The organism is Variovorax sp. PDC80 (assembly GCF_900115375.1).
Lineage (GTDB): Bacteria > Pseudomonadota > Gammaproteobacteria > Burkholderiales > Burkholderiaceae_C > Variovorax.
In genome coordinates this window covers 116324-142031 of the sequence record NZ_FOWG01000004.1, presented here as the reverse complement: position 1 = coordinate 142031, position 25708 = coordinate 116324, and the positions used below count along the sequence as shown (strand labels likewise).

Here is a 25708-nt window from a genome sequence, read left to right as displayed (position 1 = left end):
TGGCGAGACTTCCATACGAAAGCATGAAAAAGCTGCCAGTTGCTTCACACAAGGAGCGTACATTCGCATTCATCCCAGCTTTCCGGAACGGATCAGCAATGGCATCGATTTCGCAGCAGCACCCCACAGCGAAGGCCAAGGCCCTCAAGGCCGCCGAAGCCAGCGAACGGCGCGAACGCCTGCGACGAGGGCTGCCCGCCACGGTGGAACTGCTGCAGCAACGCCATGCCGACCGCATCGACGACAGCGACATCGATGCCTACGTGAACCTCAACTGGCTCGAATGGCACGGCGGCGGGCTGCGGCTCACGATCACGGGCCGCAACGTCTGCGCGCAGCTCGCGCCCACGGCACTCGTCTGAGACACCCCCAAGAGAAAGCCGCCGCGGCGTGAGGCCTGCGGCGGCTTTCGTGCGGGCTCCTCTCGGAGCCCTGCGGCAGTGGGCACTTGTCGTTATTGGCCAGCGATGATCTGCGAGATCACGCCCGTGGCGATCGCGGCCAGCACGAAGTCACCGCCCACGCCCATCCACTGGTAGCCGCGCGGCGGCGGCTGCAGGCGGTAGGCGCGGTAGTCGTTGACCACGTAGTTGCGCGTGCGGTACTCGCTCGGCACACGGCCGCCGCGGCGCCATTCGGCATGCGGCTGCGGGAAGCCGCGGCGATCGAACTGGCGTCCGTCGCGGAAGTCCTGGTTGCCCCAGTGGCCGGGCGGCGGGCCGCGGCGCTCCATGCGGTCATGGCCCGGAGGGCCGCCGCGATGACCGTCATGGCCGCGGCCCTGCGCGAAGGCGCTGCCCGCTGCCATGCACATGGCGAGTGCCGCGGCGGCCACGGCCATGCTCTTCGTCTTGTTGATGAACATCTGGAACTCCTTCGCGTGTTGTGATGACGAGTCCATTGTGGGCGGCCTGTGTGTCGGTCAGCCGGCGCTCAGGTAGGCGCGAAGTGAAACAAGGTAAGCGGCGGTATCCGCGCCTCCTGCACTCCTACAGCCGCGCGGCGCCATGGTGCCGTTTCAGGGCAGCCCGGGCACGTAGCGGTTGACGACGATGCCGCATTCGTAGGCGTCGGAGCGCAGCAGCGCGAGCCGGTGGCCCTTGCTGCGGTCGTTGAACACCGACAGCCCGCCGCCCACCGCGGCCGGATTGACGAAGAACTGGAACTCGTCGACCACGCCGGCCTCGACCAGCGCCGACGCGAAGCCCACGCCGCCGATCGAGAGGATGTCGCCGCCCTCCTGGCGCTTGAGCGTCTCGACCGCCTCGGCCAGGTCGCCATGGACCACCGCGGTGCGCTCCCAGCGAGAGGCCTCGAGCTTGTTCGAGAGCACCACCTTGTCGGCATTGACGATCTTCTGGGCGAAGGCGTAGTGGCGATCGGCCGGAAAGCGCTGCGCGGCGCGGCCCCAGTGGTCGAGGTAACCCTCCTCCGCGATCTTGCGGCTCAGGAGGATGGTGCCCACGCTGTCGAACACGGTGTTGAAGTCCTGCTTGAGGCGCTCGTCCCAGGGCCAGGGATCGCCCCAGCCCCAGAGCTGCCAGTCGAGGTGGGCGTGGGCCGCCGACACGTAGCCGTCGACGGACATCTGCATCTGAAGGATCAGCTTTCTCATGCGCGTTCTCCTGGTGGATCTGGAAGGGATCGAAGCGCCCTGCTTTCCGCTTGCGAATTGCAATCGGTTTCCGGCGAGCGGTTGCAGTGTCTTCCGACCGATGCAAGAATGCAAGCGGTTCCGAAAGAAAAGCGTAGGAGCGCGCCCCATGGCATCCCAGGAAAAATCCCTCTGCCCGATCAACCTCGCGCTGGAAGTCTTCGGCGACCGCTGGAGCCTGCTGATCGTGCGCGACATGATGTTCGCGGGCAAGCGCCACTTCCGCGAGTTCCTGCAGTCCGACGAAGGCATCTCGACCAACATCCTCACCGAGCGGCTCGGCAAGCTCGTCGAGCAGGGCGTGCTGCGCAAGAGCGACGATCCCACGCACAGGCAGAAGGCGCTCTACAGCCTCACGCCCATGGGCATCGACCTGCTGCCGGTGGTGGCGCAGATCGGCATCTGGGGCCGCAAGCACACGGCGGTCACGAAGGACAGCGCCGCCGATGCCGCCGCGCTCGACAAGGGCGGGCCCGCGCTCTGGAAGAAGCTGCAGGCGGAGCTGCGGCGCGCGCATGCCGAGGGCCGCGCGGCCTGAAAGACACGCGTCACGTCCGGTCACCAGACTCGCGCGGGAGCGCTGGCAGAATGCCGCCCGGCACCCAGCCAAACCCGAACGCAGCAACCACACACCGAGGGGTCCGATGACCGAACACACCGTCGCGGCAGCCGTCGTCTACGCCAAGGACGTGACGCGCCTGAGCACGTTCTACACGCGCGTCGCCGGCCTGTCGCTCGCCCATGCCGAAGGCGGATTCAGCACCCTCGAATCGCCCGCGCTGCAGCTGTTCGTGGTCGCGATGCATGGCGACATCGCGGCCCGGGTCCATGTGTCGCAGCCGCCGGTGCGGCGCGAGAACACGGCGCTGAAGTTCGTCTTTCCGGTCGAGAGCCTGCGCGATGCGCGGCGCGCGGCCGCCGAGCACGGCGGCGCATTGAAGCCGGCCGAGGCCGAATGGGCGTTCGGCGGTCATCGCTATTGCGACGGGCACGACACCGAGGGCAATGTGTTCCAGCTGCGCGAGCGCGCGGTGGCGACGGGCGACGAGGCGAACGATTGAGCGAGGCCGCACTGCCGCCCGCGGACAGCGCCGTCTGCGCGCGCGTGCGCCTGCACCCGGGCTCGCTCGAGCGCGTGCGCGCATGGGCCCGCTACATCGCCGAGCACCGCGAAGACGCACTGCGAACGCTCGCCGCGGAAGGCGTCACCATCGAGTCGGTGTTCCTCGACAGCGGGAGCGAGGGCGACTTCCTCGTCTATTACATGCGCGCCGCCTCGCACGAGAAGGCGCGGCAGGTCGCGACGCAGTCGACCGAGGCCATCGATCGCTATCACCAGGCCTTCAAGCGCGAGACCTGGGCTGAAGTGAAGCGGCTCGAGGCGCTGGTGGACCTGCGTCGCTGACCGCCCTCCTACCCTGCCCGGTTGCCGCCAGACCCGGTACGGTCTTTCAGGCGCGCGCGAAATGCGCCGCTATGCTGGCGCCCGCCTTCACTTTCGCCTACCCACGCATGAACCGACGCCACCTGCTGCAGCTCCTCGCCGGCGGCATCGCCGCCTCCACGCTCGCCGCCTGCGGCCGGCGCAAGGCCTCGGAGCCGGCCCTGAAGTCCGATGCCAAGCTGCTCGCGCTGGGCGACAGCCTGACCTTCGGCTACGGCGCGCCGCCCGGCGAGGACTGGCCCGCGAGGCTCGCGACGCTCACGGGCTGGCAGGTGGTCAACGAAGGCATCAACGGCGACACCTCGGCGGGCGCGCTGAAGCGGCTCGACGCGCTGCTCGCGGCCGACAGCTACGACGCGGTGCTGGTGGGCATCGGCGGCAACGACATGCTGCGCGGCGTGCCGCTGCAGACCACGCGCGACAACATCGCGGCGATCGTGCGCCAGGCGCGCACGCACACGCCGCGCGTGGCGCTGATCGCCACGCCCGCGCCCGAACTGCTGCGCGCGACCATCGGCGCGCTCAGCGATGCACCGCTCTACGAAGAGGTCGCGACCGCCGAGCAGGCGCTGCTGATCCCGGCGGTGTATGCGGGCGTGCTGTCCGATCCCGCGCTGCGCTCCGACCGCATCCATGCGAATGCGCAGGGCTACGAGAAGATCGCGCAGCAGATCGCCGAGCAGTTGCAGAAGGCCGGCTGGCGCTGAACGGCCCCGACGCGCCTCAGGGCGCGTTGCCCTGCGGTCCGACCGGCGGCGGTGCGGTGCGGCCGCTGGAGCCCGGCGCGAGCTTGCGGCCGAAGGCCTCGCCCACGTTGCGCACCGGGCGGCTCGCGCGCTGCGACACGTTGTCGACGCCGCGGCGCGTGGCATCGTCGGCGCGATCGATGCCGCGGCCCGCTGCATTGGTGCCGCGCTGCACGCCGCCGATCACCTTGCTGTCGCGCGGCGGCGGCTTGAGCGTGTGGGCGCGCTGCGCGCGCGGCGGGTTGTCGGCGCTCTGGGCCTGCACGGCGGCGGCCGGCAGCAGCAGCAGCAGCAGCGCGGCGAGCGACGCGGCGGCCGCAAAGCGGAAGTGAGGACGAAGGGTCATCGGAGATCTCCTCGAAACGTCGGGTTCATCGTCACGCGGGCTCGTCGCCCGCGGCCGCGGCGCGCGCCATGCGCTCGCTCTTCCAGTAGACGTCGTCGCCGCCATCGACGCGGTTGAGCACGCGCGCGAGCACGAACAGCAGGTCGCTCAGGCGGTTGAGGTACTGGCGCAGCGTGTCGTTGACCGTGGCCGTGGCGCCGAGCGCGACCACGGCCCGTTCCGCGCGGCGCGCGATGGTGCGGCACACATGGGCCTGCGCCGCGCCGCGGGTGCCGGCCGGCAGAATGAATTCGGCCAGCCGCGGCAGCGTGGCATTGTGGTCGGCCAGCGCGTTGTCGAGCTGCAGCAGGGCCTCGGGCTTGAGCAACGCATAGCCGGGCATCGAGAGCTCGCCGCCGAGGTTGAACAGCTGGTGCTGCACGTCCACCAGCAGCTCGCGCACCGCCTCGGGCAGCGGCTCGCACAGCAGCAGGCCGATGTGCGAGTTGAGCTCGTCGACGTCGCCCATGGCGTGCACGCGCAGGTGGTCCTTGGGCACGCGCGTGTTGTCGCCGAGGCCGGTGGTGCCGTCGTCGCCGGTGCGCGTGGCGATCTGCGAGAGTCGGTTGCCCATGGTGTGTCGTTCCTATGCCGAAGTGGTGGAGGCGGTCTGCGCCTCGATCTTGCCGCGCAGCCATTGCAGGCCCGCGAGGTGCTGCTGGTCATGGCTGCACAGATAGTGCACCAGGCTGCGCAGCGTGAGCGGACCATAGCCTTCGAACACCGCGGTGCGCGCGAACTGCGCGGCATCGAGCGTGCCCAGCAGCGCCAGCGTGTGGGCGCGCGCGGCGCGGAACTCGACCAGCGCGCGCTCGGCATCGGCCGCGCCGTAGGGGCGCTGCGCGTTCACGGCCTCGCTGTCGATCGAGGCCAGCACCGGGCCCTCTTCGTCGAGCGTGCGGCGAAAGCGCAGGTGGTAGCCCTCGACCTCGATGTCGCGCACATGGCAGACCTGCTGCAGCGGCGTGAAGGGCTCGCTCGGCACGCCCTCCCACGAGGCCGGCGCGAAGTCGCGCGAAGCGGCGGGGATCGCGGCGTAGTGGGCTTCGAGCTGGGCCGGAAAGGCGGCCAGTGCCTGCAGGGTCGTGGGATCGATGGTCATCGCGGCACGCGGCCCGTGCATCGCGGGCCGCGGAGAAAAGCGGGAGGAGGATTTTGCGGCATCGGCGTCCCGGGCACGGCCGCTTAACCCCCTCGGCCGACTGCCGTACGGGGATCGGCCCGATGCCGATTCGCGCCCCGCTTCGTAGAATGGTCCGTTCGCCCCCGCCCCTCTTTTCCCCCTCTTCCACAGCCAGGAGACCTCCGATGAACGCCCCGACCTCGACCTCGCATCTGCTGCCGGAGCTTCATCTGCGCGAGGTGCCGGCAGTGCTGATCGATGCGCTCAAGGCCCGCTTCGGCGAACGCTGTTCCACGGCGCTCGCGGTGCGCACGCAGCACGGTCGCGACGAGTCCTCGTTCGATGCACCGCCGCCCTCGGCCGTGGTGTTCGCCGAGAGCACGCAGGACGTGGCCGATGCCGTGAAGCTCGCGAGCGAGTACAGCGTGCCCGTCATCCCCTTCGGCGTGGGCTCCTCGCTCGAAGGCCACCTGCTCGCGGTGCAGGGCGGCATCAGCATCGACGTGTCGCGCATGAACCGCGTGCTGTCGGTCAATGCCGACGACCTCACGGTCACGGTGCAGCCGGGCGTCACGCGCAAGCAGCTCAACGAGGAGATCAAGAGCACCGGCCTGTTCTTCCCGATCGACCCGGGCGCCGATGCCTCCATCGGCGGCATGACGGCCACGCGCGCCAGCGGCACGAACGCGGTGCGCTACGGCACGATGCGCGAGAACGTGCTGGCGCTCGAGGTGGTGACGGCCGCCGGCGACACGATCCGTACCGGCACGCGCGCGAAGAAGTCCTCGGCCGGCTACGATCTCACGCGCCTGATGGTGGGCAGCGAGGGCACGCTGGGCGTGGTCACCGAGATCACGCTGCGCATCTATCCGCTGCCCGAGGCGGTGTCGGCCGCGATCTGTTCGTTCCCGAGCATCGAGGCCGCCGTGCGCACCACCATCGAGACCATCCAGCTCGGCGTGCCGATCGCGCGCGTGGAACTGATCGACGTGAACACGGTGCGCATGGTGAATGCCTACGCCAAGCTGAACCTGCGCGAGGAACCGATGCTGCTGATGGAGTTCCACGGCTCGCCCGCGGGCGTGAAGGAGCAGGCCGAGACGGTGCAGGAACTCGCGAGCGGCCATGGCGGCAATGCCTTCGAATGGGCCAGCACGCCGGAAGAACGCACGCGCCTGTGGACCGCGCGGCACAACAGCTACTTCGCCGCGGTGCAGTCGCGCCCGGGCTGCCGCGTGATCTCGACCGACACCTGCGTGCCGATCTCGCGCCTGGCCGACTGCCTGCTCGACTCGGTGGCCGAGGCCGATGCCAGCGGCATCCCCTACTTCCTGGTCGGCCACGTGGGCGACGGCAACTTCCACTTCGGCTACCTGCTCGATCCGAACGTGCCCGAGGAGCGCGTGAAGGCCGAGGCGCTCAACCACGCGCTGGTGAGCCGCGCGCTCGCGCTCGAGGGCACCTGCACCGGCGAGCACGGCGTGGGCCTGCACAAGATGGACTTCCTGGTGACCGAGGCCGGTGCCGGCGCGATCGACATGATGCGCACGATCAAGCGCGCGCTCGATCCGAAGAACATCATGAATCCGGGCAAGATCTTCCAGCTCTGAGCGCGCGTCCCGCGCGTCTGAAAAAAAACCCGGCAGCTTCGCGAGAAGCCCCGGGTTTTTTGCTGGGCGGACCCGAAGGCCCTGCACTCGATTATTTGCGGCGGCGCGCCGGCTGCTGCGGCTGCTCGGCCGGCACGTAGGTCTGCGACGGTGCCGCGCCGCCGTCCACGCCGAGGCGTCCACCGCCGCCCAGGCCCTGGCCGCGCACCGTCTGCGCCTTGTAGTTGCGCAGCGAACGGACCATCTGGTTGAACGCGTCCATGAAGGCCGCCGCGATCACCTTGCCCTGCGCGGTGTTGGTGTAGCCGCCGAGGCCGCCGCCGGCGCTGCGGCCGACGATGGAGCCGAAGGCGCCGAAGTCGGTCTTGGAGGCGCTGCCTTCGGAAGCCGCGACCTGCACGCCCGAGCGGTTGTCGATCAGGGTCAGCAGCGCCGAGGCTTCCTTGGTCTGCATGCTGCCGCCGATCGCGGCCAGCGCGCGGCCGCGGTTGCCGCCCACCAGGCCGCCGAGCGAGCCGCCGAGGCCGCCCGCATCGCTGTTGCTGAACACGATCTCGGGCGACAGGCCGTAGTCCGACGCCACCATCTGGCCGCGGCCGAAGTTGCTGCCGCCGCGCATCTCGCCCGACTGCTGCAGCGCACGCTCGCGCGTCATCGCGTTCATGCCGGCCGCGCCGCGCTCGACCACCACGAAGCAGTTCGACTGCTGCACCAGCAAACGCAACAGGTTTGCAGTAGGCGGCAGGCGGTATTCGCCCGTGAGGATGGTGTACCAGCCCGCGTTGACGTTCTCGATCAGCGAGACGGTGCCCAGCGGCGATTCGCAGCGCTCGAGCTGGCTGCTCTCGCCCGAGGTGGCGCCGCCGGCGGCACTGCCGGTGGCCATGGTCTTGGCCGACTGGCTGCCCATCTGCATGTCGGTGGTGGCGCAGCCCGTGAGCAGCAACGCGCCCACGGCCACGGCCGCGAAAGGGAAACGGGTGGTGATGAACTTCATGGAGAGCTCCCTCTGGCGAGATCGGGTGGAAAAAAGCTGCGGCGAGGATACGCGCAATGGATGACTGGAACAATCAAGCGGACGTCGGAGGACGCCGCGAAGCGGCTTAGGCCGTTCGGCGGATCCGCTCGATCAGTCCGTTGAGCGCATCGATCGAGCCGAAGTGGATCGCGAGCTCGCCGCTCTCCTCGATCTTGCCGCCGCGCTTGCTGCGCTTCTTGATCCGCACCTCGACCTCGGCGGTCAGCAGGTCGGCCAGTTCTTCCTCGACCCGCTCGAGGTCGCGCGATTTCTCGCCGGTCTGGCCGCTGCGCCGCGGCGTGGCCGTGAGGCTGAATTCGGCCGCGAGCTTCTTCACCAGCGCCTCGGCCTCGCGCACCGACATCTTCTTGGCGGCGATCTGGTTGGCCGCCGTGATCTGGGTGCCGCGGTCCAGCGACAGCAGCGCGCGTGCGTGGCCCATGTCGATGTCGCCGGCCATCAGCATCGCCTGCGCGGGCTCGGCCAGGTTGAGCAGGCGCAGCAGGTTGCTGGCGGCGCTGCGCGAGCGGCCCACGGCCTGGGCGGCGGCCTCGTGCGTGAGGCCGAACTCGCTGACCAGGCGCTGCAAGCCCTGGGCCTCTTCGAGCGGGTTCAGGTCCTCGCGCTGGATGTTCTCGATCAGCGACATCGCCGCGGCGGCCTCGTTGGGCACGTCGCGCACCAGCACCGGCACGCTCTCGAGGCCGGCCAGCCTGGCGGCACGGAAGCGGCGTTCGCCCGCGATGATTTCGAACTCGGCGTTCTTGGCGGCCGCGGACTCCTCGTCGAGGCGGCGCACCAGGATCGGCTGCATGATCCCCTGCGCCTTGATGCTCTCGGCCAGCTCGTAGAGCGCGCCCTCGTCCATGCGGGTGCGCGGCTGGTAGACGCCGGCCACCATCTGGTCGAGCCGCAGGCTGTTGGGGTTCTGCGGCGCGCCGTTCTCGCCGGAGCTGCCGTCGCCGGCGTTGTCGCTGGAAGGGGCGGCCGTCGGGCCGAGCAGCGCTTCGAGGCCGCGGCCCAGGCCCTTGGGTTTCTTGGTCGCCATCAGTTCTTTTCTTTCGACACGTCGTTCAGGAGTTGCCGGCCCTCGGGCCAGTCGCCCAGGCCGGATTCGGCATTGAGGTGGCCGCGCGCGCCAGCGTCGACGAAGCGCGCGCCCCAGTCGCTCGCCATCTGGCGCGAGCGGGCGGCCTCGCAATACGGGTCGTCGTTGGCCGCGATCAGCACGGCGGGAAAAGGCAGCGGCTGGCGCACGATCGGGGCCCAGCCCGGGATCATCTGGCGCACGTCCTCGCGCTCGAGGTCGCCGGGCGCGACCAGCAGCGCGCCGCGTACCCGCGCGGTGTGGCGCGAATGAGCGGCCCAGGCCGCCACCAGGATGCAGCCCAGGCTGTGGGCGGCGAAGACCACGTCGCCGGGCGAAGCCAGCACTTCCTCCTCGAGCCGCGCCGACCAGTCGCCGCGCAGCGGCCGCATCCATTCATGCTGTTCCACGCGGTGGTCGTGGTGCTTTTCTTCCCAGAGGGTCTGCCAGTGGCCGGGGCCGCTGTTCTGCCAGCCAGGCAGCAGGAGGACGCGGGGTTCAACGCTCATTTGCTATTATTTTTATAGCTAGCTATATAGACTGGATAAGGGTCAGACGTTGTTTTCGCTGCTGGACTTGGGTTCGCCGACCGGTGCCAGCACGTCCTCGGGAATCGGCAGGTCGGGCGAGGTACGGCCCGGTGCCGGCGGCGTGCTGGGCGCCACCGCGCCCGAAGCGAAGGCGCTCGCGGGCGGCATCTTCGCGATCAGCTCTTCGGCGAAGGCGATGAAGGCCTGGCTGCCGCGCGCCGCCGGATCGAAGACCACGCCCGGCAGTCCGTAGCTCGGCGCTTCGGCCAGCCGCACATTGCGCGGGATCACGGTGTCGAACACCTTGTCGCCGAAGTGGGCCTTGAGCTGCTCGCTGACCTGCTGCTGCAGCGTGATGCGCGGATCGAACATCACGCGCAGCAGGCCGATGATCTGCAGGTTCTTGTTGAGGTTGGCGTGCACCTGCTTGATGGTGTTGACCAGGTCGGTCAGGCCCTCGAGCGCGAAGTACTCGCACTGCATCGGCACGATCACGCCATGCGCCGCGCACAGGCCGTTGAGCGTCAGCAGGCTCAGGCTCGGCGGGCAATCGATCAGCACGAAGTCGTACTCGGCACCGACCGCGGCCAACGCGGTGCGCAGGCGTTTCTCGCGGCGGTCGAGCGCGACCATCTCGACCTCGGCACCGGCCAGTTCGCGGTTGGCGCCGAGCACGTCGTAGGCGTAACCGCCCTCCGCCAGCTTGTCGGCCTTGACCCGCGCCTCGGCCACCGAGGCCGACTCGAGCAACACGTCGTACACCGTGGTCTCGAGCTGGCGCTTGTCGATGCCCGAACCCATGGTGGCATTGCCCTGCGGGTCGAGGTCGATCATCAGCACGCGCTGGCCCACCTTGGCCAGGCCGGCGGCGAGGTTGACGGTGGTGGTGGTCTTGCCGACGCCGCCCTTCTGGTTGGCGATGCAGAAAATCTTGGCCATGGAGGAGGATCAGTTCGAGGCGGCGAGCTTGACGCCGAAGGCGATCAGGAAGACACCGGCCAGCTTCTCGAGCACGCCCGAGATCCGCGGATTGGCGCGGATGCGCTCGGCCAGGAAGTGGGTCAGCAAGGTGGAGGTCAGGCCGTAGAGGAAGGTCAGCGCCGCGATCGTGACCGCCATCGCGCCGAAGGTGACCACGCCCTGGTGGCTGGCCGGGTCGACGAACAGCGGGAAGAAGGCCATGTAGAACACGATCGCCTTGGGGTTCAGCAAGGTGATCATCAGCGCCTGCCGCATGAAGTGGCGCGGGCGGATGTTGAGGATGGGCGCGGCACCGGGCTTGGCGCGCAGCATCTTGAAGCCCAGCCAGGCCAGGTAGCCGGCGCCGAGCCACTGCACCGCCTTGAAGGCGGTCGGATAGGTGGCCAGCACGGCCGACACGCCCGCCACCGCGGCCCACATCAACACCTGGTCGCCGGCAATCACGCCCAGGGTCGCCGCCAGGCCGCCGCGAATTCCGCCTTTGCTGGTCGACGTGATCAGCGCCAGGTTGCCCGGGCCGGGAATCAGGAGGAACAGGATGATGGCGACGACGAACGCGCCGTAGTCAGCGATGCCGAACATGGGAATTGCCTCGTGGAAAGAGGGAAAGGGGAGCCGTCGAGTCTAAGCGAGGCAGGTGGCGCGGCGATTGGCCGAACGGCCGGTTTTGCGCGGCCCGCGCGTTTCTTTTGGCAAGACGACGGGTGCCGCCGTCTTGCCGGGCACGGATCAGGCCTGTTTTCGTGCCCAGACGATGCAACGTTCGGCGTCGAGGCCGGGCACGGTCAGTTGTTCCACGTGAAACACCGCGACTTCGGCGGGCAGTCCGACGAGTTCGTCGGCCGGATTCTTGCCCTTCATTGCGAGCCACTTGCCACCCTCGGCCAGCAGGTGCGAGGAGCCCGAGAAGAAATCGGGCAGCGACGCGAAGGCGCGCGAGCTGATCAGGTCGAAGCGGCCTTCGAGCTTTTCGACCCGGGCGTGAAGCCCGCGCAGGTTGGGCAGCACCAGCTCGCCGGCCACCTGCTGCACGAAAGCCATCTTCTTCGCGACCGCATCGAGGCAGGTCACGTCGAGATCAGGCCGCAGGATCGCGATGACCACGCCCGGCAATCCTGCCCCCGATCCCACGTCGAGCAGCTCGCCCTGCCCTGCCCACTCGCGCTGCAGCGGCGGAATCACGGCGAGGCTGTCGAGCAGGTGGTGGGTCAGCACGCTGTCGGGGTCGCGCAGCGCCGTGAGGTTGTAGACCTTGTTCCACTTGAGCATCAGCGCGCCGTAGGCCGTGAGTTGCTCGGTTTGGCGCTCGGACAAGGCCACGCCCAGCGTCTCTGCGCCCACGCGCAGCCGTTCGATCGTCGCCGTCATTCGGCCGACTGCGGCTCGGTGGCTGCTTCCTTGGTCGCGGAAAAGGCCTTGTGGCCGCCTTTGCGCAGGTGGATCAGCAGCAGCGAGATGGCCGCCGGCGTCACGCCCGAGATGCGCGAGGCCAGGCCCAAGGTCTCGGGCTTGTGCTTCGCGAGCTTCTGGCGCACCTCGAAACTCAGGGCCTTGACCTGGCCGTAGTCGAAATCGGCCGGCATCTTGAGGCTCTCGAAGTGGGCGGCGCGCTCCACTTCGTCGTTCTGGCGCTCGATGTAGCCCGAATACTTGGCCGAGATCTCGATCTGCTCGATCTCGGTTTCGCTGAGCTGAGCCTCAGCGCCGTACTTGCCGCCGTCCAGCGACATCAGGGTCTGGTAGTTCACATCGGGCCGGCGCAGCAGGTCGGCGAGGTTGTATTCGTGCTCGATCGCCTTGCCGAGCACCCGCACCGACTCGGTCGCCGGCAGGTTGCGCGGGTTCACCCAGATCGACTTGAGCCGCTCTGTTTCACGTGAAACAGCGTCGCGCTTGCGGCTGAAAGCATCCCAGCGCACGTCGTCGACCAGGCCCAGCTTGCGCCCTGCTTCGGTCAGGCGCATGTCGGCGTTGTCCTCGCGCAGCTGCAGCCGGAACTCGGCGCGGCTCGTGAACATGCGGTAGGGCTCGGTCACGCCCTTGGTGATCAGGTCGTCGACAAGCACACCAAGGTAGGCTTCGTCGCGGCGCGGCAGCCAGGCATCCTCGCCCCGACATTGCAGTGCGGCGTTGATGCCGGCGAACAGGCCCTGGGCCGCCGCCTCTTCGTAGCCCGTGGTGCCGTTGATCTGCCCGGCGAAGAACAGGCCCTGGATCGCGCGGGACTCGAAGCTGCTCTTGAGCTCGCGCGGATCGAAGTAGTCGTACTCGATCGCGTAGCCGGGACGCAGGATGTGGGCGTTTTCCAGCCCGGGCATCGAGCGCACCAGCTGGTACTGGATGTCGAAAGGCAGGCTGGTCGAGATGCCGTTCGGGTAGTACTCGTTGGTGGTCAGGCCCTCGGGCTCGAGGAAGATCTGGTGGCTGTCCTTGTCGGCGAAGCGGTTGATCTTGTCCTCGACGCTCGGGCAATAGCGCGGACCGACACCGTCGATCTTGCCGGTGAACATCGGGCTGCGGTCGAAGCCCGAGCGGATGATCTCGTGCGTGCGCGCATTGGTGTGCGTGATCCAGCACGGCATCTGTTGCGGATGCATCTCGACCTTGCCGAGGAAGCTGAACACCGGCATCGGCCCTGCCCCACCGGGCATGCCGTCGCCGGGCTGCTCGGTGCACTTCGAGAAGTCGATGCTGCGGCCGTCGAGCCGCGGCGGCGTGCCGGTCTTGAGCCGGCCCTGCGGCAGCTTGAGCTCCTTGAGACGCGCCGACAGGCTCACGGCCGGCGGGTCGCCCGCGCGGCCGGCCTGGTAGTTGTCGAGGCCGACGTGGATGCGGCCATCGAGGAAGGTGCCCGCGGTCAGCACCACGGTGCGCGCGCGGAAGGCGATGCCGACCTGCGTGACTGCGCCCACCACGCGATCGCCCTCGACCATCAGGTCGTCGACCGCCTGCTGGAACAGGCTCAGGTTCGGCTGGTTCTCGAGCCGGCGGCGGATCGCCGCCTTGTAGAGCACGCGGTCGGCCTGGGCGCGCGTGGCGCGCACGGCCGGGCCCTTGCTCGAGTTGAGGATGCGGAACTGGATGCCGGCCTCGTCGGTGGCGATCGCCATCGCACCACCGAGCGCGTCGACCTCCTTCACCAGGTGGCCCTTGCCGATGCCGCCGATCGAGGGGTTGCAGCTCATCTGGCCCAGCGTCTCGATGTTGTGGGACAGCAGCAGCGTCTTCGCGCCCATGCGGGCGGCAGCGAGCGCGGCTTCGGTGCCGGCATGGCCGCCACCGACGACGATCACGTCGAATTCTTCGGGATAAAGCATGAGAGGGGGCGCACTGACGCATGCGCGGCGCAAAGGAGGGCCATGATTTTAATCGGCCCACCCTGCTCGCGCCCACTGTGGGGGCAAGCTGGTCGTGCGACTCTAAAAGTCCGCCAAGCCTCTATGGGACTCGATAGTTTGCTATGTTTTTAATAGCAAACTATCTGGGGTCAAGCGGAGGTGGCCAGCTCCACCACCGGCACCGGCTTCTCGATGCCCACGAGCGCGCCGCTGGCCGGCGGTTCCACGGGCGGCGCCACGCTCTGGTCCTGCAGCTCGGTCACCACGATCTGCTTGTCGCGCATGCTCACGCTGCCGAAGATGGTGCAGAAGGCCACGTCCTTCGCATCGCGCCCGGTGCCCACGCGCACCAGGCGGTCGACCGGCGCCATGCGCGTGGCGTCGAACAACACCCAGCGCCCGCCGAGCCAGGCCTCGAACACGGCATGGAAATCCTGCGGCGGTTCCTCGAAGGCCACGTAGCCCACGACCAGCCGCGCCGGGATGTTGAGCGCGCGGCAGAAAGTGATGCCCAGGTGCGCGAAGTCGCGGCACACGCCGGCGCGCTGCACGAAGACCTCGCGTGCCGTGGTGGTCGAGTCGGTGCTGCCCGACTCGTAGGTGATGCTGTCGTGAATCCAGTCGACGATCGCCTGCACGCGGCCGATGCCCGGCGGCAGGTCGCCGAAGAGCTGGTAGGCGCAGCGCGCCATCAGGTCCGACTCGCAGTAGCGCGTCGGCATCATGTAGTGCAGCACCTCGTCGGGCACTTCGTTGACCGGCACTTCGGGCAGGTCGTGCGGCACGTCGACCTGGGTGCGCTGCACGGTCGCGGTGTAGGCGATCTTCAGCGGGCCCGGCGCCACGTCGAAGCGCAGGAAACGGTTGCCGCTGGCCTCGTCGCAGAAGACCTGCACCTCGGCCGCCGGCTCGATCGTGAGGGACTCGCGGATCACCGCCTGCGCGCCCGCTCGGGCCGCCTCGATGTTCAGCAGCAGATGGGCCGGCGCGCTGACTTCGTAGTCCAGCTGCGCCTCGATGTGCGAGATGTGCATGTGGCTTCCCTTCCCTTCTTCGCCTGGCTCAGGCGCGCCTTCGGCGCGAACGGTGCTCGGGCAACTGCCAGTGCGTCTGCGTCACCAGCAGCACCCGCAGGACGCAATGCGCGGGGCTCTGCAGCAGCAGGCGCAGCGAGCGCGTGCGCGGCCAGCGCACCGACCGGTGCCGGTGCATCAGTCGAGCGCCTTCTTCACCGCGCCCACGCCCAGCGCGGCAAGCACGATGAAGATCACGGCCAGAATGAGGAACAGGCCGAACAGCACCTTGGCAATGCCCGCGGCGCCCGCCGCGATGCCGCCGAAACCCAGCAGGCCGGCCACCAGGGAGATGACCGCAAAGATGATGGCGTACTTCAACATCGAGTGACTCCTTTGCCGCGGGTCGCAGCCCTCGGTGCCCGAAGAATAAAAAAGGGTGCGCTACGCCCCGATAGTCACCGAGCCCAAGCACCCGTAGGACAAACCCGCGCCGCCCAAACCCGCTAGCATCCGGTGCGTTCCAAAGAACCATTTCAACGATCGATTGGAGTTTTTCGCATGAAGCTGTACTACTCGCCGGGCGCCTGCTCGCTCTCGCCGCACATCGCGATGCACGAAGCCGGCCTCGCCTTCGAACCGGTGCTCGCCAGCACCAAGAGCCACAAGCTGCAGGACGGCACCGACTACTACGGCATCAACCCGCTGGGTTACGTGCCGATGCTCGAACTCGACGACGGCACGCGCCTGCGCGAAGGCCCCGCGATCCTGCAATACATCGCCGACCTCGTGCCCACCAAGAACCTCGCGCCCGCCGCCGGCACCCTGCAGCGCTACCGCCTGCAGGAGTGGCTGACCTTCATCGGCACCGAGATCCACAAGGGCTTCAGCCCGCTGTTCAACCCGGCCATGCCCGAGGAAGCCAAGACCATCAGCCGCGACAAGCTCACTTCGCGCTTCACCTGGCTCGACGGCGAACTCGCGAACAAGCAGTACCTGATGGGCGACCAGTTCAGCGTGGCCGACGGCTACCTGTTCACCGTGACCAACTGGGCCAAGCCCACCGGCGTGGACCTCGCGGGCTTCGCGAATATCCAGGCCTGGCGCGCGCGCGTGAGCGAGCGTCCCGCCGTGCAGGAAGCGATGAAGGCCGAAGGCCTGCTGAAGTAATCCAGCACCACCGGGGCGCACCATCGCGCTTCGCCCCCAACGGCCGGCACCTCGCCGGCCGTTTGCTTTTGGCGGGCCACCCGCGCAATGCCACCCGATTGCATTTGCACCGCCGCATCGCCCAGGGCCTGTTAACACGATCCAAGGGGTCGCGTTGCCCCGCAAAGGGGCTGGATGCAAGGCGCCCGCGCGCAGCAAGGCTGATGCCTTGCAAGCGCGGGCAACGCCGCAGACGGCCTCTTTGCGGGGCAACCCGGAGGGAAGCTCGCCAAGGCCCGCCCCTCCGCGTTGCGCTCCTTGCGTGTGCGGACGCACACGCGGCGTCACGCGCCTTGATGGGCGGGCCTTGGCGAGCTTCGCGACCCCTTGGATCGTGTTAACAGGCCCTAGCACCAAGACTACAACCCCGTGGCAGCAGGGTTGAGGCCCCGCCCCTACCCTTGCGCTTGCGTTCGCTGTTCACACCTTCTTTTTCCATTCCACTTCCCAAAGAGCCTCGGCCATGTCCACCCTTTTCGACCCCGTCCAAGCCGGCGACCTGAAGCTCGCCAACCGCATCGTGATGGCGCCGCTCACGCGCAACCGCTCGCCCAACGCCATCCCGACCGCGCTCGCGCCCACCTACTACGCGCAGCGCGCGAGCGCCGGCCTGCTGATCACCGAGGCCACCGCCATCAGCCAGCAGGGCCAGGGCTATGCCGACGTGCCCGGCCTCTACGGCACCGAGCAGCTCGACGGCTGGAAGAAGGTGACCGACGCCGTGCATGCCGAGGGCGGCAAGATCGTGGTGCAGCTGTGGCACGTGGGCCGCGTCTCGCACACCAGCCTGCAGCCCGACAACGGCCAGCCGGTGGCGCCATCGGCCATCACCGCCAAGACCAAGACCGTGCTGATCCATGACGGCGTGCCGACCTTCACCGAGACCTCCGAACCGCGCGCACTCGACGCCGCGGAGATCCCCGGCATCGTCCACGGCTTCGCCACCGCCGCGCGCAACGCGGTCGAGACCGCGGGCTTCGACGGCGTCGAGATCCACGGCGCCAACGGCTACCTGCTCGACCAGTTCCTCAAGGACGGCAGCAACCAGCGCAGCGACGACTACGGCGGCAGCATCGAGAACCGCGCGCGCTTCCTGCTCGAGATCACGCGCGCCGTGGCCGACGCCGTGGGCGCACGCCGCACCGGCATCCGCCTGTCGCCGGTCACGCCCGCCAACGACGTGCACGACAGCAATCCGCAGCCGCTGTTCACCTACGTGGTGAAGGAACTGGCCAAGCTCGACCTAGCCTACGTCCACATCATCGAAGGCGCCACCGGCGGCCCGCGCGAGATCGCCGACCGGCCCTTCGACTACGAGGCGCTCAAGGCCGCCTACCGCGACGCCGGCGGCAAGGCCGCCTGGATGGTCAACAACGGCTACGACCGCCCGCTCGCCGAGGAAGCCGTGAAGGAAGGCGACGACCTCGTGGCCTTCGGCAAGCCCTTCATCTCGAACCCCGACCTGGTGCGCCGCCTGCGCGAGCACGCGCCGCTCAACGAGCTCGACAAGGCCACCCTGTACGGCGGCGGCGCCAAGGGCTACACCGACTACCCCGCGCTGGCCTGAGCCCGCGGGCGACCGGCGCGCGGTGCTTTCGGGTACCGTTGCGCCATGTCGCAGATCGAGAACCAGCTGGCCGCGCGCGGCCTCGTCCTTCCGCCCGCCGTCCAGCCGCCACCGGGCGTGGTGCTGCCCTTTCGCTTCGTGCGCATCGTCGGGCGGCGCGCCTTCGTCTCGGGCCACGGCCCGCTGAATGCCGACGGCAGCATCGCCGCGCCGCTGGGCAAGCTCGGGCGCGAGCTCGACGTGGAACAGGGCTACGCGGCTGCGCGCCTCACCGCGCTCGCGATGCTCGGCAGCCTGCAGCGCGCGCTCGGCGACCTCGACCGCATCACGGCCTGGACGCGCGTGTTCGGCATGGTCGCCTCGGCCCCGGGCTTCGACCGCCAGCCTTCCGTCATCAACGGCTTCTCCGACCTCGTGCTCGAGCTCTTCGGGCCCGAGGTCGGCGCGCATGCGCGCAGCGCGGTCGGCATGGCCGAGCTGCCGTTCAACATCCCGGTGGAGATCGAGGCCGAGGTGGAGATCGCCGAATGAGCGAAGCGCCACGCTGGAGCCTGCGCCGCGCCGAAGCGGACGATGCGAACGCGATCCGCGACTGCGCGATCGCCGCCTTCAGCATCTACCTGCCGCGCCTGCCGATCGTGCCGCTGCCGATGCGCAAGGACTACGCAAGCGCCATCGAGTTGCAACAGGTGTGGGTCGCCGCCGATGTCGTGGATACCACGGAGATCGCGGCCGCGCTCGTGCTCGACATCACCGACGAAGGCTTCCTGATCGACGTGATCGCGGTGCAACCGAAGCACCAGGGCAGTGGCGCGGGCCGCGCCCTGCTCGAGCTCGCCGAGCGCGAGGCGCTGCGCCAGGGCTTCGATTCGATCTACCTGTTCACCAACGAGAAGATGAGCGAGAACCGCGCGCTCTACGAACGCATCGGCTATGTCGAATACCGGCGCCTGGTGCTCGAGAACCGCACGCGCGTCTTCCTGCGCAAGGCGCTGCGATGAACGCCACGCCCAAGCTCGCGCGCATCCACCATGCCGCGATCATCTGCTCCGACTACGCGGTGTCGAAGCGCTTCTACAGCGAGGTGCTGGGCCTGCGCATCGTCGCCGAACACCTGCGTGCCGAGCGCCATTCGTACAAGCTCGATCTCGCGCTGCCCGACGGCTCGCAGATCGAGTTGTTCTCCTTTCCCGATCCGCCGCCGCGCGTCTCGCGCCCCGAGGCGCGCGGGCTGCGCCACCTCGCGTTCGAGGTGCCCGACGTGCGCGCCGCGGCCGAGGCGCTCGAGGCGCAGGGCATTGCCGTCGAGCCGATCCGCGTCGACGAATACACGGGCCGGCGCTTCACCTTCTTCGCTGATCCCGACGGACTGCCGCTCGAGCTCTACGAGGCCGCGCCCTAGCCCTTGCGCGTGAAATCCACGCTGACCTTCAGGCCCGTCGGCTCGGCCGCCTCGAGCCGCAGTTCAGCGCCCAGCAGCTCGGCATAGCGCGCCACGATCGACAGGCCCAGCCCCGAGCCCTGCCCCAGCTTCTGCCCCGCCGGGCCCTGTGCCCAACGCTGCATCAACAGCCGCTGCGCATCGAGCGGAATGCCGGGTCCGTCGTCGATCACGCTGAGCACTTCGCCGCTGACCTCGACCGTGATGGTGCGCCCGCCATAACGCAACGCGTTGTCGATCAGGTTGTCGAGGATGCCTTCGACCAGCGCCTCGTTGGCCTGCACCGTCACGCTGTCGTCGAGGCCGCGCGCGCCCAGGTCCACGCCGCGCGCATCGGCGCGCGCGAGGTGCCGCAGCACCGTCTGCTCGGCCAGCGCATCGAGCCGCACGGGTGCGGTCTCGAGGCTGGTGCTGGCCTCGTCGGCCAGCGCGAGCGCGAGCAGCTGGTCGATCAGGTGGCTCGCGCGCTCCTGGCTCTTGGCCACCTGCTCGAGCTGCTCGCGCCACACCGAGGGCTTCTGCTGCGCGAGACCGTAATCGGCCAGCGCACGGATGCCCGCGAGCGGCGTGCGCAGCTCGTGCGCCACGTTGCCCACGAATTCGCGCTGTCCGCGCACGCTGTGGCCCAGCCGCTCGAACAGCGCATTGACCGCTTCGCCGAGCCGCTGCAGCTCGCGCGAAGTCTGCACCACCGTCACCGGCGAGAGGTCGCGCACGTCGCGCCGATCGAGCGCCTGCTGCAGGTCGCCGAGCGGCCGCAGATCGCTGCGGATCCCATGCCAGAGCCACACGGCGAGCAACATCAGCAACAGCACCTGCGGCGCCAGCGCATAGCCCAGCAGCTGCCGCACGAGCGCCGTGCGGCTCAGCGTGGTCTGCGCGATGACCACGCGATAGGGCATCGCGACACCGGGCTCGGCATCGTGCTCGAGCACCACCGCGCGCATCGGCTTGCCCTGGTAGGTGACATCGGAGAAGCGATAGCGCGCGCCGCCCACGGGCAGTGGCGCCCGCAGGTCGTCGGCACCCGAGATCAAGGTGCCGTCGAGCCGCTGCACCGAGAAGTTGACCTTGTCGATCTGGTCGAACAGCACCGTCGCCACCTCGCGTGGCGTGAGCAGCAGCTCGATGCCGCGCTCGCCCGCCTGCACGTTGGCCGACAGCGCATAGGCGTCGTCGAGCATGCCGCGATCGAAGGCCTGTTCGGAGAAGTAGTTGGCGATGACCAGCGCGATCACCGCGCCCACCATCCAGCTCAGCGCGAGCGGCACCAGCACGTTGCGCAGCACACGCCGCGTGAGCGTGGACACCGCGCGCGGCGGCCTGGGCGCGATGCGCGCGTGCGCTGCTTCGCTCTCGCTTTCGCTCACGGTCGCGGCGCGCTCAGACTTCGGCTTCGAGCAGGTAGCCGATGCCGCGCAGGGTGCGGATGCTCGCGCCCGAACCGACCAGCTTCTTGCGCAGCCGCGAGATGAAGGCCTCGAGCGCGTTGTCGCCCAGCGATTCGTCGAAGCTCGAGAGCTTGTCGGACAGCGCACGCTTGCTCACCGTGCGGCCCGGCGGGCTCATGAGTTCCCACAGCACCTCGAACTCGCGCGCCGGCAGGTCGAGCGGACCGCTCGCGGTGGAGAAGCGCCGCGCCTTGCGGTCGAGCTTCAACTGGCCCAGCAGCACGATGTCTTCCGTGCCCTTCGCGCGCCGCACCAGCGCGCGCAAGCGCGCCTCGACCTCGGCCAGGTCGAAGGGCTTGCCGAGATAGTCGTCGGCACCAGCATCGAGGCCCGCGATGCGTTCCTCGGTGCGGCCGCGCGCGGTGAGCACGAGCACCGGCGTGCGGTCGCCGCGCGCACGCGCCTGTCGCAGCGCGGTGAGTCCGCTCGCGAGACCGCTGGTCGCGCTCGCGGTGGCGGGCAGGTTCAGATCGAGCAGCACCGCATCGAAGGGCTGCACGCGCCAGAGGTGGTCGGCGTCCTCGACGTTGGTGGAAACATCGACGCGGTGACCGGCGTCCGCGAGGCTGCGAAGCATCACGTCGCGCAGCACGGCATCGTCTTCGACTAGCAGGATTCGCATGATTTTCGAGTGGGTTGAGGTGCCTATTCTTGCTCGCGGGAGGGTCAGCAGGCGGTCAGTACGACACGCGATAAACACGGCATGAGCATACGACAGCCCATCGCCGCACGGTTCCTTTTCATCGGGGCCGCATCGTCATGAGCGCACGCGAACCTTCCAGCCTGCTGAGCTTCGTGCACCCCGCCGTGCAACGCACCGCGGTCGTGCTGCTGCATGGTTTGTGCAGCACACCTGACGAACTGCTGACCGTGCAGTCCGCGCTGCGCGACGGCGGCTACGCGGTGCACCCGATGTCGATCCCCGGCTACTCCTTCGACGCCAATGCGCCGATGCAGCAGGCCGCGCCCTTCCAGCAGTGGCTCGACAGCATCGAGGCCCAGGTCACGGCCCTGCGCGAGACGCACGAGCGCGTGCTGCTCGTGGGCATCTCGGCCGGCTCCTCGCTCGCGCTCGGTGCCGCCATCCGCTGCGGCGACGCGGTCGATGCGCTGGTGCTGATGTCGACCACCTTGCGCTTCGACGGCTGGGCCATTCCGCGCACGCAGATGCTGCTGCCGCTGGCCTACTACACGCCGCTGGGCCGCTTCTGGCAGTACCGCGAACGCCCGCCCTACGGCGTGAAGAACGAGCGCGTGCGTGCCTGGATCGAGCGCGAGCTGAGGCACCGCAAGATCTCGCGCGCCGGCAGCTCGGTGATCGGCGTGAGCCACCTGCGCGAACACCATCGGCTGATCCGCCACGTGCGCGCCAACCTGCATCGCGTGCAGTGCGACCGCGTGCTCGCACTGCATGCGCAGCAGGACGAGGTGGCCAGCGTGGCCAACCTCGAGATCCTCGCGCGCGGCCTGCGCTGCCGCTCGTTCCGCAGCGTCGTGGTGAGCAACAGCTACCACATGATCACCATCGACAACGACCGCCAGCAGGTGGTGCGCGAGACCGTCGCGTTCGCCGACGAGGTCGCGCATGGCACGGGCGCCGATGCCCCGATTTCCTCTCTGAAGGCTTCCTGAAAAGGAATGCGTTCGCCACCGCGATGCCATCGATCCCACTCCACAATGAACCACGCAAGGTGACGCGGCGACGCGCGTCTTCCCTGCATTCGCAGCGCCGACCGATGGCACTTCCGCACGACGATCGTGCATCACGCTTCGCCTGAAAGGAACAAGCCCCATGTCCACTTCGCCCACCTTCAACAGCATCGCGCGCATCCTCGAGAACGACTTCCACGTCGAAGCAAACCTGGTCGCACCGCAGACCGCGCTCACCGACCTGGGCCTCGACTCGCTCGCGCTGATGGAGTTCGTCTTCGCGGTCGAGGACGCCTTCCACCTGCGCATTCCCGAGGACCGTCTCGATCCGCGCGAAGCGGGCATCACGCTGCAGCGCCTGTGCGAAGTGATCGATGCGGAAAGCGCCGCGACGGCGAACACCGCGAACGCGCCTGAGGCGGCGCACGCATGAGCAGCGGTGTCGAACATGCGGTGATCGCGGCATCGGCGCAGCGCATCGCGGCGCCGCCGGTGCGCGTCAGCGGCATCGGCTTCGTCACGCCGATCGGCCGCACGCTCGAGGCCTTCGACGATGCGCTGTTCCATGGCCGCTCGGCCGTGCGTTCGCACACGCTCGCGATCCCCGGCATGGACAGCGTCGAGATCGCGGTGGCCGCCTGCGACTTCGACTCGAACGGCGTGCGCAGCACCTCGCGCCTGCCGCTCGATCGCGGCACCGCGATGGCGCTTGCCGCCGCGCAGGATGCCGCGGCGCAGGCCGGACTGGCGCGCGACAGCGTCGACCCCGAACGGCTCGGCATCTTCTGGGGCAGCGGCCTCGCGGGCGCCGGCAGCTTCGACACCACCACGCAGGCGCTCTATGGCGAGCAGCGCCGCATGCGGCCGACGACCGTGCTCACCGTGATGCCCAATGCGGCGGTGGCCGAGCTCGCGTTGCACTTCGGCGCGCACGGCGCGGCGATCGCCTATGCCTGCGCCTGCGCCTCGTCGGCGGTGGCGATCGGTGAAGCGATGCGCGCCATCCGCGGCGGCTGGATCGACGTCGCCATCGTCGGCGGCCACGACGCCATGCTCACGCCCGGCGTGATGGCGAGCTGGCAGGCGATGCGCGTGATGGCCGCGCCGCCGGTCGGCGCACCCGAGACCGCCTGCCGTCCGTTCTCGGGCGACCGCGCGGGCTTCGCGCTCGGCGAAGGCGCCGCGGCGCTGGTGCTCGAATCGGAAGCGCATGCGCGTTCGCGCGGCGTGGCCGACACGGGCGACGGTGCGTCCTACGTGTTGGCCGGCTACGCCACCAACTGCGACGGCACGCACATCACCAACCCCGACAGCGCGGGCCAAGTGCGCGCGATGCGCGCGGCACTGCGCGACGCGGGCATCGATGCCGCCCAGATCGGCCACGTGAATGCCCACGGCACCGCGACCATGGCCGGCGATGCCGCCGAAGCCGCCTCGGTGCGCGAGCTGTTCGGCAGCGCGATGCCGGTGTGCGCCACCAAGGCGATCCACGGCCATGTGCTCGGCGGTGGCGGTGCGATCGAACTGATCGCGACCTTGCGTGCACTGGCGCACGAGGCCGTGCCGCCGATCGCCAACCTGCGCGAGCCCGACGCGGCCTTCGACCTGGCCTTCGTGCGCGGCGAGGCACGCGCCGTGCCCGGCATGCGCTGGGCGATGTCGAACTCCTTCGCCTTCGGCGGCACCAATGCCGTGCTGGTCGCGGGACGCATCGACGCACCATCTCGCTGAAACTTCGCTGAAGTTTTTTTCGCGCGCAGGAAGGCTCAAGGCAAGCAGTGCATCGGCTGGTGGTTCTCGTCGTGCCGGTGTTCGTGCTGCTGATGGCCTGCGAGTTCGCCTGGGGCTGGCTCAAGCAGCGCAACACCTACCGCTTCGCCGACACGGTCGCGAGCCTGAGCCAGGGCCTCTTGAGCCAGGCGCTCGCGGTCTGCACGCAGCTGTTCCAGATCGGCCTCTACGCGCTCGTCTATCCGCATGTCGCGCTCTGCACCGACGCGGGCTTCTGGGACAGCGCGTTCGGCTGGATCGCCGCGGTGCTGCTGTTCGACTTCTGCGATTACTGGCTGCACCGCGCGGGCCACGAATCGGCGCTGTTCTGGGCTGCGCATGCGGTGCACCACCAGAGCCGGCGCTTCAATTTCTCGACCGCGCTGCGTCAGGAGAGCACGGTCGCCTTCCTCGGTTGGGCCTTCTACCTGCCGATGGCCGTGGTGGGCGTGCCGCCCGAGCAGTTCGGCCTCGCGGGGCTGATCGTGCTGGTCTACCAGTTCTGGATCCACACCGAGCACATCGGCAAGCTCGGCTGGTTCGACCGCGTGTTCTCCTCGCCCTCGAACCATCGCGTGCACCATGCCGTCAACGACGGCTACCTCGACCGCAACTACGGCGGCATGCTGGTGGTGTGGGACCGCCTGTTCGGCACCTTCGCCGAGGAGCGCGAGCGCTGCGTCTACGGCACGCGCAAACCGCTCGCGGGCTTCGATCCGCTGCGCGCCGTGCTCGGCCCCTATGCGCCGCTCGCGCGCGATGCCTGGCACACGCGGCGCTGGCGCGACAAGCTCGGCGTGTTCTGGCGATCGCCGGGCTGGCGGCCGGCCGACGTGGCGGCGCGCTTTCCCGAACCCGGCTTCTCGCTCGAGGCGGCCGCCGCCCTCGACGATCCACCGGTCGGCCGTGTGCGCGCGATCGCAGCCACGCTGCATTTCGCGGGCTGGGTCGGCATGACGCTGGCCTTTCTCTGGCGCGCGGACGACATGGCTTTTCGCACCGGGCTCGAACTGCTGGCGCTGACGGTCGCGGGTTTCTGGGCCGTGGGCGCGGTGCTCGATGCGCGGCTGCGATTGCGCTGGGCCTGGCCCGCGCAGGTGCTGCTGCTGGCATTGGCCGGCGCCCTCCTGTTCGCGGCGGGTTGAGCGGCCGCGCGGGATTGCTATCCTGCGGACCCCTGACCGATCTCGAACATGGAGCCACCGTGCGCCGACTTGCCACTTCCCGCGACCTCGCTGCCGTCCATGCCCTCTACATGCACGAGAAGGTGGTGCGCTTCCTCGGCTACGACCCGATGCCGCGCGCGGACTTCCGGCCGATCCACGAGGAACTGGTGCGCAGCGGCTGCTTCCACATCTGGGAGGTCGAGGGCCGCATGGCCGGCTTCTACCGCGCCACGCGCTATCCGGGCCGGGTGGCGCATGTCGCCTGCCTCGGCACGCTCGCGGTGGACCCGTCCTTCCATGGCCGCGGCGTGGCGCTGGCCATGGTGAGCGATGCCATCGAGCAACTGCGCGCGGCCGGCGTCAAGCGCATCGAGCTCTATGCCGAGAGCGACAACGCGCCCGCGCTGCGCTTCTACGAGAAGCTGGGCTTCGTGCGCGAGGGCACGCTGCGCAAGTTCTACAAGCGCGCCGGTGAAGCCGACTACATCGACGATCACCTGATGGCGCTGCTGCTCGATTGAGCCG

General features: G+C 69.0%; 33 protein-coding genes. 16 read left to right on the top strand and 17 right to left on the bottom strand.

The window, feature by feature from the left end:
- The first annotated feature begins 98 nt into the window (after positions 1 to 98).
- Positions 99 to 362: a hypothetical protein gene (locus BM109_RS14100; RefSeq protein ID WP_093343673.1), complete on the top strand. Its 264-nt coding sequence runs from the start codon at positions 99 to 101 to the stop codon at positions 360 to 362.
- Between the two features lie 92 nt (positions 363 to 454).
- Here the strand turns inward: BM109_RS14100 and BM109_RS14095 are convergent, their stop codons facing one another.
- On the bottom strand, positions 455 to 865 hold the full coding sequence (locus tag BM109_RS14095; RefSeq protein ID WP_093343671.1) for an RcnB family protein: 411 nt from the start codon (positions 863 to 865) through the stop codon (positions 455 to 457).
- A gap of 153 nt (positions 866 to 1018) precedes the next feature.
- Positions 1019 to 1615, bottom strand: a complete 597-nt coding sequence (locus BM109_RS14090; protein WP_093343670.1) for a dihydrofolate reductase family protein — start codon at positions 1613 to 1615, stop codon at positions 1019 to 1021.
- 148 nt (positions 1616 to 1763) lie between these two features.
- Between BM109_RS14090 and BM109_RS14085 the strand changes: the two genes are divergently transcribed.
- The 4 genes from BM109_RS14085 to BM109_RS14070 all read left to right on the top strand — a co-directional run bounded on the left by BM109_RS14085 (position 1764) and on the right by BM109_RS14070 (position 3805).
- Positions 1764 to 2192, top strand: a complete 429-nt coding sequence (locus BM109_RS14085; protein WP_093343668.1) for a winged helix-turn-helix transcriptional regulator — start codon at positions 1764 to 1766, stop codon at positions 2190 to 2192.
- Between the two features lie 106 nt (positions 2193 to 2298).
- Entirely contained in the window at positions 2299 to 2715 is a 417-nt protein-coding gene (locus BM109_RS14080) for a VOC family protein (protein WP_093343667.1), read from the top strand.
- Positions 2712 to 3059, top strand: a complete 348-nt coding sequence (locus BM109_RS14075; protein ID WP_256222572.1) for a DUF6176 family protein — start codon at positions 2712 to 2714, stop codon at positions 3057 to 3059. The genes BM109_RS14080 and BM109_RS14075 overlap by 4 nt, the downstream gene beginning before the upstream one ends.
- A gap of 107 nt (positions 3060 to 3166) precedes the next feature.
- Complete coding sequence (locus BM109_RS14070; RefSeq protein WP_093344157.1) at positions 3167 to 3805, top strand: GDSL-type esterase/lipase family protein; 639 nt, start codon at positions 3167 to 3169, stop codon at positions 3803 to 3805.
- Positions 3806 to 3821: 16 nt separating this feature from the next.
- Here BM109_RS14070 and BM109_RS14065 read toward each other — a convergent pair whose 3' ends face one another.
- The 3 genes from BM109_RS14065 to BM109_RS14055 are packed head-to-tail and all read right to left on the bottom strand — an operon-like array spanning position 3822 to position 5325.
- The gene (locus BM109_RS14065; protein WP_093343665.1) at positions 3822 to 4190 is read right to left on the bottom strand and encodes a hypothetical protein; all 369 of its coding nucleotides are present in this window, start codon (positions 4188 to 4190) and stop codon (positions 3822 to 3824) included.
- A 31-nt stretch (positions 4191 to 4221) separates the two neighbouring features.
- Entirely contained in the window at positions 4222 to 4803 is a 582-nt protein-coding gene (locus BM109_RS14060; protein WP_093343664.1) for a cob(I)yrinic acid a,c-diamide adenosyltransferase, read from the bottom strand.
- Between the two features lie 12 nt (positions 4804 to 4815).
- On the bottom strand, positions 4816 to 5325 hold the full coding sequence (locus BM109_RS14055) for a DinB family protein (protein ID WP_093344156.1): 510 nt from the start codon (positions 5323 to 5325) through the stop codon (positions 4816 to 4818).
- Between the two features lie 212 nt (positions 5326 to 5537).
- On the opposite strand from BM109_RS14055, the gene BM109_RS14050 reads away from it, so the two are divergent.
- Positions 5538 to 6962: an FAD-binding oxidoreductase gene (locus tag BM109_RS14050; protein ID WP_093343662.1), complete on the top strand. Its 1425-nt coding sequence runs from the start codon at positions 5538 to 5540 to the stop codon at positions 6960 to 6962.
- A gap of 91 nt (positions 6963 to 7053) precedes the next feature.
- Here BM109_RS14050 and BM109_RS14045 read toward each other — a convergent pair whose 3' ends face one another.
- The 10 genes from BM109_RS14045 to BM109_RS14005 all read right to left on the bottom strand — a co-directional run bounded on the left by BM109_RS14045 (position 7054) and on the right by BM109_RS14005 (position 15313).
- Complete coding sequence (locus BM109_RS14045; protein WP_093343661.1) at positions 7054 to 7959, bottom strand: CsgG/HfaB family protein; 906 nt, start codon at positions 7957 to 7959, stop codon at positions 7054 to 7056.
- A 106-nt stretch (positions 7960 to 8065) separates the two neighbouring features.
- Entirely contained in the window at positions 8066 to 9028 is a 963-nt protein-coding gene (locus BM109_RS14040) for a ParB/RepB/Spo0J family partition protein (RefSeq protein ID WP_093343659.1), read from the bottom strand.
- Complete coding sequence (locus BM109_RS14035; protein WP_093343658.1) at positions 9028 to 9576, bottom strand: RBBP9/YdeN family alpha/beta hydrolase; 549 nt, start codon at positions 9574 to 9576, stop codon at positions 9028 to 9030. The genes BM109_RS14040 and BM109_RS14035 overlap by 1 nt, the downstream gene beginning before the upstream one ends.
- Before the next feature lie 42 nt (positions 9577 to 9618).
- Positions 9619 to 10536, bottom strand: a complete 918-nt coding sequence (locus BM109_RS14030; RefSeq protein WP_093343656.1) for a ParA family protein — start codon at positions 10534 to 10536, stop codon at positions 9619 to 9621.
- 9 nt (positions 10537 to 10545) lie between these two features.
- The gene (locus tag BM109_RS14025; RefSeq protein WP_093343654.1) at positions 10546 to 11160 is read right to left on the bottom strand and encodes a LysE family transporter; all 615 of its coding nucleotides are present in this window, start codon (positions 11158 to 11160) and stop codon (positions 10546 to 10548) included.
- A 147-nt stretch (positions 11161 to 11307) separates the two neighbouring features.
- A complete protein-coding gene (gene rsmG, locus BM109_RS14020; protein ID WP_093343653.1) occupies positions 11308 to 11946 on the bottom strand; it encodes a 16S rRNA (guanine(527)-N(7))-methyltransferase RsmG in 639 nt (212 codons plus the stop codon).
- Positions 11943 to 13895, bottom strand: coding sequence for a tRNA uridine-5-carboxymethylaminomethyl(34) synthesis enzyme MnmG (gene mnmG, locus BM109_RS14015; protein ID WP_093343651.1), 1953 nt, complete (start codon positions 13893 to 13895; stop codon positions 11943 to 11945). The genes rsmG and mnmG overlap by 4 nt, the downstream gene beginning before the upstream one ends.
- Before the next feature lie 170 nt (positions 13896 to 14065).
- Positions 14066 to 14950 carry a transglutaminase-like domain-containing protein gene (locus BM109_RS14010; protein WP_093343650.1) on the bottom strand — a complete coding sequence of 295 codons (885 nt, stop codon included), beginning with the start codon at positions 14948 to 14950 and terminating at the stop codon, positions 14066 to 14068.
- A gap of 28 nt (positions 14951 to 14978) precedes the next feature.
- Complete coding sequence (locus BM109_RS41200) at positions 14979 to 15128, bottom strand: hypothetical protein (RefSeq protein WP_177239341.1); 150 nt, start codon at positions 15126 to 15128, stop codon at positions 14979 to 14981.
- Positions 15128 to 15313, bottom strand: coding sequence for a DUF1328 domain-containing protein (locus BM109_RS14005; RefSeq protein ID WP_057591813.1), 186 nt, complete (start codon positions 15311 to 15313; stop codon positions 15128 to 15130). Before BM109_RS14005 ends, BM109_RS41200 begins: the two co-directional genes overlap by 1 nt.
- A gap of 177 nt (positions 15314 to 15490) precedes the next feature.
- Between BM109_RS14005 and gstA the strand changes: the two genes are divergently transcribed.
- From gstA to BM109_RS13980, 5 genes are all read left to right on the top strand, one after another.
- Complete coding sequence (gene gstA / locus BM109_RS14000) at positions 15491 to 16099, top strand: glutathione transferase GstA (RefSeq protein WP_093343648.1); 609 nt, start codon at positions 15491 to 15493, stop codon at positions 16097 to 16099.
- 502 nt (positions 16100 to 16601) lie between these two features.
- The gene (locus BM109_RS13995; protein WP_093343647.1) at positions 16602 to 17705 is read left to right on the top strand and encodes an alkene reductase; all 1104 of its coding nucleotides are present in this window, start codon (positions 16602 to 16604) and stop codon (positions 17703 to 17705) included.
- Positions 17706 to 17750: 45 nt separating this feature from the next.
- Positions 17751 to 18236 carry a RidA family protein gene (locus BM109_RS13990; protein ID WP_093343645.1) on the top strand — a complete coding sequence of 162 codons (486 nt, stop codon included), beginning with the start codon at positions 17751 to 17753 and terminating at the stop codon, positions 18234 to 18236.
- Positions 18233 to 18706: a GNAT family N-acetyltransferase gene (locus BM109_RS13985; RefSeq protein WP_093343643.1), complete on the top strand. Its 474-nt coding sequence runs from the start codon at positions 18233 to 18235 to the stop codon at positions 18704 to 18706. The genes BM109_RS13990 and BM109_RS13985 overlap by 4 nt, the downstream gene beginning before the upstream one ends.
- Positions 18703 to 19107: an SMU1112c/YaeR family gloxylase I-like metalloprotein gene (locus BM109_RS13980; protein ID WP_093343642.1), complete on the top strand. Its 405-nt coding sequence runs from the start codon at positions 18703 to 18705 to the stop codon at positions 19105 to 19107. Before BM109_RS13985 ends, BM109_RS13980 begins: the two co-directional genes overlap by 4 nt.
- Here BM109_RS13980 and BM109_RS13975 read toward each other — a convergent pair.
- Positions 19104 to 20480 (bottom strand): sensor histidine kinase, encoded by a 1377-nt coding sequence (locus tag BM109_RS13975; protein ID WP_371268816.1) that lies wholly within the window; start codon positions 20478 to 20480, stop codon positions 19104 to 19106. The genes BM109_RS13980 and BM109_RS13975 overlap by 4 nt on opposite strands.
- A gap of 49 nt (positions 20481 to 20529) precedes the next feature.
- Positions 20530 to 21219 (bottom strand): response regulator transcription factor, encoded by a 690-nt coding sequence (locus BM109_RS13970; protein ID WP_093343640.1) that lies wholly within the window; start codon positions 21217 to 21219, stop codon positions 20530 to 20532.
- A gap of 137 nt (positions 21220 to 21356) precedes the next feature.
- Between BM109_RS13970 and BM109_RS13965 the strand changes: the two genes are divergently transcribed.
- From BM109_RS13965 to BM109_RS13945, 5 genes are all read left to right on the top strand, one after another.
- Positions 21357 to 22229 carry an alpha/beta hydrolase gene (locus tag BM109_RS13965; protein WP_093343639.1) on the top strand — a complete coding sequence of 291 codons (873 nt, stop codon included), beginning with the start codon at positions 21357 to 21359 and terminating at the stop codon, positions 22227 to 22229.
- A 160-nt stretch (positions 22230 to 22389) separates the two neighbouring features.
- Positions 22390 to 22680, top strand: coding sequence for a phosphopantetheine-binding protein (locus BM109_RS13960; protein WP_093343637.1), 291 nt, complete (start codon positions 22390 to 22392; stop codon positions 22678 to 22680).
- Positions 22677 to 23978 carry a beta-ketoacyl-[acyl-carrier-protein] synthase family protein gene (locus BM109_RS13955; RefSeq protein ID WP_093343636.1) on the top strand — a complete coding sequence of 434 codons (1302 nt, stop codon included), beginning with the start codon at positions 22677 to 22679 and terminating at the stop codon, positions 23976 to 23978. Before BM109_RS13960 ends, BM109_RS13955 begins: the two co-directional genes overlap by 4 nt.
- A 47-nt stretch (positions 23979 to 24025) precedes the next feature.
- Complete coding sequence (locus BM109_RS13950; protein ID WP_093343635.1) at positions 24026 to 25162, top strand: sterol desaturase family protein; 1137 nt, start codon at positions 24026 to 24028, stop codon at positions 25160 to 25162.
- Between the two features lie 59 nt (positions 25163 to 25221).
- Entirely contained in the window at positions 25222 to 25704 is a 483-nt protein-coding gene (locus BM109_RS13945; RefSeq protein WP_093343634.1) for a GNAT family N-acetyltransferase, read from the top strand.
- The last annotated feature ends 4 nt before the right edge of the window (positions 25705 to 25708 follow it).